The organism is Shigella sp. SIG6 (genome assembly GCF_053555815.1).
In genome coordinates this window covers 25,583-35,111 of the sequence record NZ_JBQZXC010000032.1, presented here as the reverse complement: position 1 = coordinate 35,111, position 9,529 = coordinate 25,583, and the positions used below count along the sequence as shown (strand labels likewise).

The following is a 9,529-nucleotide window of genomic DNA, read 5'->3' as shown; positions in this document are numbered from 1 at the left end:
AACGGAAGTCACTGTCGTTCTCAAAATCGGTGGAGCTGCATGACAAGGTCATCGGGCATTATCTGAACATAAAACACTATCAGTAAGTTGGAGTCATTACCGAAAAGAAAGGTTAATTATTGGTGTTAGCTATATAAAAAGTAACAACAGCAATGCATATGAATAATTAAAGGTTATGCAACGTGCAAAGATTAAATTTCTCAGTTTAATGACAGGTTGCTGTACTTGCGTTTGTTGCTCTTGCCGGATGCGGCGTAAACGCCTTATCCGGCCTACAGTTCATTGCAAATCCATTCAATTTCAATGCACGATGTAGGCCTGATAAGCGTAGCGCATCAGGCAATTTTAATGTTTAACTCCCTGTTTAATCAGTTACTGCTGGCGTAGCTGGAGATCCAGCGGCGTTTTGCTGGGTTCGCCGCCAATTTCTCGCGCCAGTTTCGGCACCAGATATCCCGACACCAATGTCAGCAACTCACGCATAATCTGCCGTGCTTCGTCATCACTCACCATAAAATGCGCCGCGCCCTGTACTTTATCTAGCACATGCAGGTAATACGGCATCACGCCGGCATCGAACAACGCATTACTCAGGTTTGCCAACGTTTGTGCGTTATCGTTCACACCACGTAACAGAACGCTCTGGTTAAGCAGGGTGACACCGACACGGCGCAATTTAGCCATCGCCTGACGGAACGTTTCATCTACCTCATTGGCATGATTGATGTGATTCACCAGCAAGATTTGCAGCGTAGAACGGGCAAAGCGTTCAACCAGCGCCTCGGTGATACGTGCCGGGATCACAATCGGCAGACGGCTGTGAATCCGCAGACGTTTGATATGCGGGATGGCTTCCAGTTGTGTGAGCAACCAGTCCAGCTCGTGATCTTTCGCCATCAGCGGATCGCCGCCGGAGAAAATCATCTCGTCCAGTTCCGGATGCGCAGCAACATACTCAAGTGCAGTCTGCCAGTTACGCTTGTTGCCCTGATTTTCGGCATAGGGGAAGTGGCGACGGAAGCAATAGCGGCAATTTACCGCGCAGCCGCCTTTGACCAGCAAAAGCGCCCGGTTGTGGTATTTATGCAACAAACCAGGCACTACGCTGTGCTGTTCTTCCAGTGGGTCGGTGGAGAATCCGGACGCGACGACAAACTCATCTTGCGAGGTAAGTACCTGACGCAAAAGAGGATCGTCCGGATTGCCTTTCTCCATGCGATCGATAAATGAGCGGGGCACACGCAGGGCAAACAGCTTTTTGGCGCTGCGTCCGGCCAACAGTTTTTCGTCCGCGTCTATATTCAAAAGACGCAGAAGTTCATCAGGATCGGTCACAACATCGGCAAGTTGCGTTAACCAATCTTCTCTGGATGGGGTATTTAGGGTTACAATATGCGCCATTTTGTGGCTTAGCTACCAATTAACAAATTTCAGAGGGCCTTATGGCAACGTACTATAGCAACGATTTTCGTGCTGGTCTTAAAATCATGTTAGACGGCGAACCTTACGCGGTTGAAGCGAGTGAATTCGTAAAACCGGGTAAAGGCCAGGCATTTGCTCGCGTTAAACTGCGTCGTCTGCTGACCGGTACTCGCGTAGAAAAAACCTTCAAATCTACTGATTCCGCTGAAGGCGCTGATGTTGTCGATATGAACCTTACTTACCTGTACAACGACGGTGAGTTCTGGCACTTCATGAACAACGAAACTTTCGAGCAGCTGTCTGCTGATGCAAAAGCAATTGGCGACAACGCTAAATGGCTGCTGGATCAGGCAGAGTGTATCGTAACTCTGTGGAATGGTCAGCCGATCTCCGTTACTCCGCCGAACTTCGTTGAACTGGAAATCGTTGATACCGATCCGGGCCTGAAAGGTGATACCGCAGGTACTGGCGGCAAACCGGCTACCCTGTCTACTGGCGCTGTGGTTAAAGTTCCGCTGTTCGTACAAATCGGCGAAGTCATCAAAGTGGATACCCGCTCTGGTGAATACGTCTCTCGCGTGAAGTAATGCGGTTGTGGTGCGGCCTGCAGGCTGCACCATCACTTATTCAGGTCAGAGATGATGAAACGCCTTATCGTTCTTGTTTTGCTTGCCAGCACGCTGCTCACGGGCTGTAACACCGCTTGCGGTTTCGGCGAAGACATCAAACATCTCGGCAACTCCATCTCTCGCGCTGCCAGCTAATTTTTCTTCTCTTCCGAAAAATCATCAGATTTCCATCATTTTTGGCGATGTTGTCTATTATTAATTTGCTATAGGCAAACATAAATAACATTACCTAAAAGGAAGACGTTATGGTGAAGAAGACAATTGCAGCGATCTTTTCTGTTCTGGTGCTTTCAACAGTATTAACTGCCTGCAACACCACGCGTGGCGTTGGTGAAGACATTTCTGATGGCGGTAACGCGATTTCTGGCGCAGCAACGAAAGCGCAGCAATAAGCAATCACGGTACGACAGCAGTGTCGTGCCGTTTGTTTTTTCTGCGATCGTCATAAAGGTAATAGTTGAAATTCCCCTGCCACCTGGCAAAATATCCGTTCAACCATCAGCTTTGCAGGACGACCTGCAAACGCCTCTTTTCACCGGGGACGGCCCCAAATTTCCGGAGCCTGATATGTCCTGGATTATCTTAGTTATTGCTGGTCTGCTGGAAGTGGTATGGGCTGTTGGCCTGAAATATACCCACGGCTTTAGCCGTTTGACGCCGAGTGTTATTACCGTGACGGCGATGATAGTCAGTATGGCGCTACTTGCCTGGGCGATGAAATCGTTACCGGTAGGGACGGCTTATGCCGTGTGGACGGGTATTGGCGCAGTCGGCGCGGCCATCACCGGCATTGTGCTGCTCGGTGAGTCCGCTAACCCGATGCGTCTGGCGAGTCTGGCGTTAATCGTATTGGGGATTATTGGTCTGAAACTCAGCACTCACTAACTACCGGGCTGCTGTACCCAAATAAACTTACTGACATCAAACCCTTCCCGGGTCGCGACTGCCAGCATCTCCTGTTTCACTTCGTCAGAAATGGTTGGCGTGCGGGAGAGTATCCACAGGTAGTCGCGGTCCGGGCCGCAAACCAGCGCATGGCGGTATTCCCGATCGAGTGCAATAACGTTATAACCGCCATAGAAAGGACCAAAGAATGACACTTTCAGCGCAGCGCGAGTTGGTGCGCCGGTAAAGTACGCTTTCCCTTCACTCTGCTGCCACATTCCTCTGTCAGGGTTATAGCCTTTATTAATGACATTCAGGCCGCCGTCATCACGCAGGCTGTATGTTGCGGTGACTTTTTCCAGTCCACGTTCAAAACGGTGATCAAAACGGGCAATCTCATACCAGGTACCGAGATAACGTTTGGCGTCGAAATTATTCACTACGGTCACGCCACGCGGCGGCGTAGGAGAACTACAGGCAACGACCAGAAATGCAGCTGTCGCTGCGGCAACGAGAGGGAGCAGGCGCATAAATGTTTCCTTACTGGTTTTTTTCTAAGTGTAGATGACAGCAAGGAAAAGCGCAGAAAAGGTCCGAAAATTCGGACCCGATGAAATTTTACTGTAGAGCGTTGAGAATCTGACAGGCGGCGACTCTCGCTGGATTGGGATAGTTTTTGTTAGCCAGCATCACGATACCCAGCTCTTTTTCTGGAATAAACGCGACATAGCTACCAAATCCGCCGGTCGCCCCCGTTTTATGTACCCATGATGCGCGTACTGCAGGAGTTGGGGGCTTAATCGCTTTTACCGGGCGTGCTGCCAGTGCAATTTTATTGTCACTGCCGTTAATGATGCTGTCAGGATTGACCGGCCAGTCCAGCATTTCCCAGCCCAGGCCCTGATACATATCGCCGGTTTGCCAGTAGCGAGATTGTGCCAGTTGTATCCCTTGTTGAAGCGTTTTCTCATTGATATCAAGGGGGGGTAAATTGCTTTGCACCCAGCGGGCCATATCTTCAATGGTCGACTTCACACCATAAGCTTCAGCATCTAACGCCCCTGGCGAAACATGCACTGCCTTACCTTCGCGATATCCCCAGGCGTAATTCTTTTCTTCTGGGGGAGGTACATTAATCCACGTATGGTTGAGTTTGAGTGGCTGGAAGACACGAGTTTGCATCGCCTGCTCAAAACTCAAACCAGACGGCTTCACAGCCAGTGCGCCGAACAAACCGATACTGGAGTTGGCATACAGACGTTGTGTTCCTGGAGCCCATGCAGGCTGCCAGTTTTGATAGAAGCGCAGCAAGTCGCTTGAGGATTTCACTTCATCCGGCACCTGCAATGGCAGGCCGCCAGCGGTGTAGGTCGCAAGATGTAATAGTGTGATCCCATTCCACTGTTTAGCGGTAAGTTCAGGCCAGTATTTTGTTGCGGGATCGCTTAACTTGATTTCCCCTCGAGCAATAGCGTCGCCATCAAGCACGCCCGTAAATGTTTTGCTGACCGAACCTAACTCAAACAACGTTTGCTGTGTGACGGGCTGCTTTTTGGCGATGTCCGCATAGCCCCAGGTAAAGTAATAAGGTTTACCCTGATAAATTACCGCCACCGCCATACCGGGGATCTTTTGTTGCTCTATAAGCGGGGTAATTGTGCGATGCACAATATCGTTGATTTGTTGAGGGGCAGCAAATGTGGAGCAAGAGGCGGTAATTAATAAGGCGCAGAGCGTCGTTTTGAACATAAGGTCTGGTTTCCATACAAAACGGCCCGCCATAGGCGGGCCGGATTTACATTGGCGATGCGTTAGATTGTAACGACACCAATCAGCGTGACAACTGTCAGGATAGCAGCCAGACCGTAGAAAACCCATTTGCCCGCAGGCACGTGGATTTTCAGATCGTGCATCGCGTGGTGCATACGGTGTAAACCACACCACAGCGGCAGAACGATCATCAGGAACAGGAATACGCGACCAATGAAGCTCTGCGCGAACGCCAGAACGCGCTCGTAGCTCAGCGCATCACCCGGAAACAGCCCCAGTGGCAGCAGAATACCCACCAGCAGGATCATCACCGGCGCAATAATTGCGCTCCACATACCACCGGCCCCGAAGAGGCCCCAGAATACCGGTTCGTCAGAACGCTTTGGATTTGGATTAATCATCTCAGGCTCCTTACCAGTACAGGGCAACAAACAGGATTACGATGGTGGCAACCACAGTTACCGCCCAGAGACTTTTGATAATTGGCTCTGGTCCCATTTTTTCGTCTTTTACAATGATATTGGCCGCTTTCGGTGCCAGTTCAAACCAGGTTTTGGTGTGCAGCAGAGCTGCCGTCAGAGTGATCAGGTTAATGATCACGATAACCGGGTTTTGTAAAAAGTCGACGAATCCCGCCCAGGCTTCCGGGCCATTTTTCAGGGCAAACAGCCCGAAAATCAGTTCAATGCTGAACCACACAGCCGGAACCGCCGTGCCTTCGCGCAGCATGTAAAAGCGATAAAACGGCAATTTTTTCCACCAGGTGGACGTCATTGGCCGTACATACGGTTTACGTTTAGTCGTCATGTTGCACTCCTTAGCGTGGTTTCAGGGTCGCGATAAGAAAGTCTTTCGAACTTTCTACTTTGCCCTGCTGAATGGCCGCAGCCGGATCGACGTGTTTCGGGCAGACTTCGGAGCAATAGCCCACGAAAGTACAGCTCCATACACCGTTCTGGCTGTTCAACTGCGCCATACGCCCCTTCTTACCGTGGTCGCGGCTATCTTCGTTATAACGATGCGCCAGCGTAATGGCAGCCGGACCGATGAACTCTGGGTTCAGGCCAAACTGCGGGCACGCGGCGTAGCACAGACCACAGTTGATGCAACCGGAGAACTGGTGATACTTTGCCATCTGCGCCGGGGTCTGGATGTTAGTACCCTGATCCGCGGTGCGGGAGTTGCCGATGATGTACGGTTTGATCGCTTCCAGACTTTCGATGAAGTGGGTCATATCGACCACCAGATCGCGTTCAATCGGGAAGTTAGCTAACGCTTCAACCTTCATACCGTCGGTGTAATCACGCAGGAAGGTTTTACATGCCAGTTTTGGCACGTTGTTAACCATCATGCCGCAGGAACCACAAATCGCCATACGGCAGGACCAGCGGTAACTCAGGTCCGGTGCCAGGTTGTCTTTGATGTAGCCCAGCGCATCCAGTAATGAGGTAGTTGCGTCATAAGGCACTTCATAGAATGCGCTATGCGGTGCGGTATCGACTTCCGGGTTATAGCGCACCACCTCAATTTTCAGGTTTTTCATCTCAGCCATTCGCCTTCTCCTTCTTATTGGCTGCTTCCGCCTTATCGGCTGCATCCGCTTCGCCACCGTAAACGCGTTTAGCTGGCGGCAGCGTAGTAATCTTCACGTCGCTGTACTCCAGGCGAGTCGTGCCATCAGCATCGCGGAAGGCGAGGGTGTGTTTGAGAAAGTTGACGTCGTCACGCTCGGTGCAACCTTCGTCCAGACGCTGGTGTGCGCCGCGGGACTCTTTACGTGCCATTGCGGAGTGCGCCATACATTCAGCAACGTTCAGACCGTGGCTCAGTTCAATGGTGTAGAGCAGGTCGGTGTTGAACACGCTGGAGGTGTCGGTGATGCGCACGCGCTTGAAGCGTTCCTGCAGCTCTGCCAGCTTGTCGATGGTTTTCTGCATCAGTTCCGGCGTACGGTAGATACCGCAACCTTCTTCCATTGCCAGGCCCATTTCGTCGCGGATCTTCGCCCAGTTTTCGCCGCCATCCTGGTTAACCAGATCTTTCAGACGTTGTTCAACGCCAGCTGCCTGCGCTTCAATTGCCGCTTCGTTGCCATTACCGGCAGTTGCTGCACGCTCTGTCGCTTGTTCACCGGCCAGACGGCCGAAGACCACCAGTTCCGCCAGGGAGTTGGAGCCCAGACGGTTTGCACCGTGCAGACCAACAGAGGAACATTCACCCACGGCGAACAGACCTTTAATGCGGGTTTCACAGTTCTGATCGGTTTCGATACCGCCCATGGTGTAGTGTGCAGTCGGACGTACCGGAATTGGTTCTTTAACCGGATCGACGCCAACGTACGCTTTCGCCAGTTCGCAGATGAACGGCAGACGTTCATGCAGTTTTTTCTCGCCGAGGTGACGCAGGTCGAGATAAACCACATCACCACGCGGCGTGGAGATGGTGTTGCCTTTACGCCATTCGTGCCAGAAGGCCTGAGAAACTTTGTCGCGTGGACCCAGTTCCATATATTTGTTTTTCGGCTCGCCCAGCGGAGTTTCCGGGCCCATGCCGTAATCTTGCAGATAACGGTAGCCATTTTTGTTGACCAGAATACCGCCTTCACCACGGCAGCCTTCGGTCATCAGGATACCGGAACCTGGCAGACCGGTTGGGTGATACTGAACGAATTCCATGTCACGCAGCGGAACGCCGTGGCTTAGCGCCATACCCATACCGTCACCGGTAACGATGCCGCCGTTGGTGTTGTAACGATAAACGCGACCCGCACCGCCGGTAGCCATAACGACCGCGTTAGCACGGATCTGCACCAACGTGCCTTCCATCATGTTCATTGCTACCAGGCCGCGAACATGACCATCATCAACCAGAATATCCAGCACGAAATGTTCGTCAAAACGCTGGATCTGCGGGAATTGCAGAGAGGTCTGGAACAGCGTGTGCAGCATATGGAAGCCGGTCTTATCGGCGGCGAACCAGGTGCGCTCGATTTTCATGCCGCCGAAGCGACGTACGTTGACGCTACCATCCGGGCGACGGCTCCATGGGCATCCCCACAGTTCCAGTTGGGTCATTTCGGTTGGGCAGTGGTGGACGAAATAATCCACGACATCCTGCTCACACAACCAGTCGCCACCCGCTACTGTATCGTGAAAGTGATATTCGAAGCTGTCATGATCCTGCGCGACAGCGGCGGAGCCCCCTTCTGCAGCAACGGTATGGCTACGCATCGGGTATACTTTTGAGATTAGTGCGATTTTTGCATTTGGATTTGCCTGCGCGGCAGCAATTGCAGCACGTAATCCCGCGCCACCGGCGCCTACAATGGCAAGATCGGCTTGAAAGGTTTGCACGACATTCCTCCAGATTGTTTTTATCCCACAGCCCCGTACTTCAGGGTAAGTGCCTGAAAGTTACGGTCTGCGAACGCTATTCCACTGCTCCTTTATAGGTACAACAGTATAGTCTGATGGATAAGTCTGAAATTTGACGAGATCGATTTTTTTAGTGCGCAAGAGGGCTAAATTATCACTGAAGATGATTAATTTAATTACTAAACCATCAGATCGTGCTTTTTTTAGTCACTGCCCACCGCTGTTTGATTCCTGCGTAAAATTTGTCTCGCCGTCGCGTTGCGAGTAGACTTCGTGCCCTTGTCAAAAACTGGAGATTTAACTATGAGCGAAACGGCATCCTGGCAGCCGAGCGCATCCATTCCTAACTTATTAAAACGCGCGGCGATTATGGCGGAGATCCGTCGTTTCTTTGCCGATCGTGGAGTGCTGGAGGTGGAGACGCCTTGTATGAGCCAGGCGACGGTAACCGATATTCATTTGGTCCCGTTTGAGACACGTTTCGTTGGCCCCGGGCATTCGCAGGGGATGAATCTCTGGTTAATGACCAGCCCGGAATACCATATGAAACGCCTGCTGGTTGCTGGTTGTGGGCCGGTATTCCAGCTGTGCCGCAGCTTCCGTAATGAAGAGATGGGGCGTTATCACAACCCTGAGTTCACTATGCTGGAGTGGTATCGACCGCACTATGATATGTACCGGTTGATGAACGAGGTGGACGATCTCTTACAACAGGTGCTGGACTGCCCGGCAGCAGAAAGCCTTTCTTATCAACAAGCTTTCTTGCGTTATCTGGAAATTGACCCGCTCTCTGCCGACAAAACGCAACTGCGGGAAGTCGCAGCGAAACTGGATTTGAGCAATGTTGCTGATACCGAAGAAGACCGCGACACGTTGCTACAATTGCTGTTTACCTTTGGCGTAGAGCCAAATATTGGTAAAGAAAAACCGACCTTTGTGTACCACTTTCCAGCCAGCCAGGCATCACTGGCGCAAATCAGTACCGAAGATCATCGGGTCGCTGAACGCTTTGAGGTTTATTATAAAGGTATTGAGCTGGCGAATGGTTTCCATGAATTAACGGATGCCCGTGAGCAGCAACAACGCTTTGAACAAGATAACCGTAAGCGCGCGGCGCGCGGTTTGCCGCAGCACCCCATTGACCAGAATCTGATTGAAGCCTTGAAAGTCGGTATGCCTGACTGTTCCGGCGTGGCATTAGGTGTTGATCGTCTGGTGATGTTGGCGCTGGGCGCGGAGACACTGGCTGAAGTCATCGCCTTTAGCGTTGACCGGGCATAATTCTGAAAAATTACTGAATTAACAGCGAAGAATGGCGTGATAAGCGCCATTCTGTAGCATATGTTTTCATTTTTCCGTTAAAGGCCACAATTTAAGACTGGATATTTGATATCATCCAAGTATCAATTCTGTATTGGTTTTTACGCTGCCTGCTCAATGTTGCGCAGT

Annotated in this window: 13 protein-coding genes; 6 read left to right on the top strand and 7 right to left on the bottom strand. The window is 51.4% G+C overall.

Annotated features, from left to right (window positions below; translation table 11 throughout):
- Positions 1-86 (top strand): IS1 family transposase (locus ACUU1M_RS08040; RefSeq protein ID WP_032083315.1); only part of this gene is annotated, 86 nt, incomplete at its 5' end.
- A gap of 286 nt (positions 87-372) precedes the next feature.
- Here the strand turns inward: ACUU1M_RS08040 and epmB are convergent.
- Positions 373-1,401: an EF-P beta-lysylation protein EpmB gene (gene epmB, locus ACUU1M_RS08035; protein ID WP_000940530.1), complete on the bottom strand. Its 1,029-nt coding sequence runs from the start codon at positions 1,399-1,401 to the stop codon at positions 373-375.
- A 41-nt stretch (positions 1,402-1,442) separates the two neighbouring features.
- Between epmB and efp the strand changes: the two genes are divergently transcribed.
- The 4 genes from efp to sugE all read left to right on the top strand — a co-directional run bounded on the left by efp (position 1,443) and on the right by sugE (position 2,936).
- Positions 1,443-2,009 (top strand): elongation factor P, encoded by a 567-nt coding sequence (gene efp / locus ACUU1M_RS08030; protein WP_000257278.1) that lies wholly within the window; start codon positions 1,443-1,445, stop codon positions 2,007-2,009.
- A 51-nt stretch (positions 2,010-2,060) separates the two neighbouring features.
- Positions 2,061-2,186, top strand: coding sequence for a lipoprotein antitoxin entericidin A (ecnA, locus tag ACUU1M_RS08025; RefSeq protein ID WP_000977756.1), 126 nt, complete (start codon positions 2,061-2,063; stop codon positions 2,184-2,186).
- Between the two features lie 110 nt (positions 2,187-2,296).
- Positions 2,297-2,443 (top strand): lipoprotein toxin entericidin B, encoded by a 147-nt coding sequence (gene ecnB, locus ACUU1M_RS08020; protein WP_000239596.1) that lies wholly within the window; start codon positions 2,297-2,299, stop codon positions 2,441-2,443.
- A 175-nt stretch (positions 2,444-2,618) separates the two neighbouring features.
- Positions 2,619-2,936 (top strand): quaternary ammonium compound efflux SMR transporter SugE, encoded by a 318-nt coding sequence (gene sugE, locus ACUU1M_RS08015; protein ID WP_000118482.1) that lies wholly within the window; start codon positions 2,619-2,621, stop codon positions 2,934-2,936.
- On the opposite strand, the gene blc is transcribed toward sugE, so the two are convergent.
- The 6 genes from blc to frdA form a co-directional block, all read right to left on the bottom strand.
- Positions 2,933-3,466 (bottom strand): lipocalin Blc, encoded by a 534-nt coding sequence (gene blc, locus ACUU1M_RS08010; RefSeq protein WP_001238378.1) that lies wholly within the window; start codon positions 3,464-3,466, stop codon positions 2,933-2,935. The genes sugE and blc overlap by 4 nt on opposite strands.
- Positions 3,467-3,554: 88 nt before the next feature.
- On the bottom strand, positions 3,555-4,685 hold the full coding sequence (locus ACUU1M_RS08005; RefSeq protein WP_152028914.1) for a BlaEC family class C beta-lactamase: 1,131 nt from the start codon (positions 4,683-4,685) through the stop codon (positions 3,555-3,557).
- 62 nt (positions 4,686-4,747) lie between these two features.
- Positions 4,748-5,107, bottom strand: a complete 360-nt coding sequence (gene frdD / locus ACUU1M_RS08000) for a fumarate reductase subunit FrdD (protein WP_000609663.1) — start codon at positions 5,105-5,107, stop codon at positions 4,748-4,750.
- A gap of 10 nt (positions 5,108-5,117) precedes the next feature.
- Positions 5,118-5,513: a fumarate reductase subunit FrdC gene (gene frdC / locus ACUU1M_RS07995; RefSeq protein ID WP_000208760.1), complete on the bottom strand. Its 396-nt coding sequence runs from the start codon at positions 5,511-5,513 to the stop codon at positions 5,118-5,120.
- A gap of 10 nt (positions 5,514-5,523) precedes the next feature.
- Positions 5,524-6,258 (bottom strand): fumarate reductase iron-sulfur protein, encoded by a 735-nt coding sequence (frdB, locus tag ACUU1M_RS07990; RefSeq protein WP_000829499.1) that lies wholly within the window; start codon positions 6,256-6,258, stop codon positions 5,524-5,526.
- Entirely contained in the window at positions 6,251-8,059 is a 1,809-nt protein-coding gene (gene frdA, locus ACUU1M_RS07985) for a fumarate reductase (quinol) flavoprotein subunit (protein WP_001192977.1), read from the bottom strand. Before frdA ends, frdB begins: the two co-directional genes overlap by 8 nt.
- A 324-nt stretch (positions 8,060-8,383) precedes the next feature.
- Here frdA and epmA point away from each other — a divergent pair, with 324 nt between their 5' ends.
- The gene (epmA, locus tag ACUU1M_RS07980) at positions 8,384-9,361 is read left to right on the top strand and encodes an elongation factor P--(R)-beta-lysine ligase (protein WP_000004771.1); all 978 of its coding nucleotides are present in this window, start codon (positions 8,384-8,386) and stop codon (positions 9,359-9,361) included.
- Positions 9,362-9,529: the final 168 nt, after the last annotated feature.

What these genes read in the sequence shown, in the direction of transcription:
- blc (WP_001238378.1), bottom strand. Translation starts at nt 3,466, where the DNA reads ATGCGCCTGCTCCCTCTCGTTGCCGCAGCGACAGCTGCATTTCTGGTC.
- efp (WP_000257278.1), top strand. Translation starts at nt 1,443, where the DNA reads ATGGCAACGTACTATAGCAACGATTTTCGTGCTGGTCTTAAAATCATG.
- ACUU1M_RS08005 (WP_152028914.1), bottom strand. Translation starts at nt 4,685, where the DNA reads ATGTTCAAAACGACGCTCTGCGCCTTATTAATTACCGCCTCTTGCTCC.
- frdB (WP_000829499.1), bottom strand. Translation starts at nt 6,258, where the DNA reads ATGGCTGAGATGAAAAACCTGAAAATTGAGGTGGTGCGCTATAACCCG.
- ecnB (WP_000239596.1), top strand. Translation starts at nt 2,297, where the DNA reads ATGGTGAAGAAGACAATTGCAGCGATCTTTTCTGTTCTGGTGCTTTCA.
- epmA (WP_000004771.1), top strand. Translation starts at nt 8,384, where the DNA reads ATGAGCGAAACGGCATCCTGGCAGCCGAGCGCATCCATTCCTAACTTA.
- epmB (WP_000940530.1), bottom strand. Translation starts at nt 1,401, where the DNA reads ATGGCGCATATTGTAACCCTAAATACCCCATCCAGAGAAGATTGGTTA.
- ecnA (WP_000977756.1), top strand. Translation starts at nt 2,061, where the DNA reads ATGATGAAACGCCTTATCGTTCTTGTTTTGCTTGCCAGCACGCTGCTC.
- frdD (WP_000609663.1), bottom strand. Translation starts at nt 5,107, where the DNA reads ATGATTAATCCAAATCCAAAGCGTTCTGACGAACCGGTATTCTGGGGC.
- sugE (WP_000118482.1), top strand. Translation starts at nt 2,619, where the DNA reads ATGTCCTGGATTATCTTAGTTATTGCTGGTCTGCTGGAAGTGGTATGG.
- frdC (WP_000208760.1), bottom strand. Translation starts at nt 5,513, where the DNA reads ATGACGACTAAACGTAAACCGTATGTACGGCCAATGACGTCCACCTGG.